The 355-nt window shown below is 67.0% G+C and carries 1 pseudogene; it reads left to right on the forward strand.

Features of this window, described 5'->3' with window-relative positions:
* Window positions 1-42 precede the first annotated feature (42 nt).
* Window positions 43-355: pseudogene (locus B5P40_RS33970) on the forward strand (hypothetical protein); the annotation flags it as partial.

The raw sequence follows: 355 nt of genomic DNA on the forward strand, positions 1-355 counted from the left end.
GCCGTCTACTACCTGCACCAGCAGGGCGTGACGCGGCTGGACGTGGTCAATTTCATCGCCCACGGCATCAAGAAGGGCGAGCCGCCAGAGCCGTCCAAGGGTTCGGATGCCGCGCCCGAGGGTGAGGACGGCGGCGGCGAGCGCAGCGAGAAGGCCTCGCCGCTCGAGCAGTTCACGCAGAACCTCAACCAGCTCGCCAAGGACGGCAAGATCGACCCGCTGATCGGTCGCCACTACGAGGTTGAGCGCACCATTCAAATCCTGTGCCGCCGGCGCAAGAACAACCCGCTGTTGGTCGGCGAGGCCGGCGTGGGCAAGACCGCGATCGCCGAGGGACTGGCTTGGCGCATCACGC

This window comes from Bacillus sp. SRB_8 (assembly GCF_003264205.1).
Lineage (GTDB): Bacteria > Bacillota > Bacilli > Bacillales > Bacillaceae_G > Bacillus_A > Bacillus_A mycoides.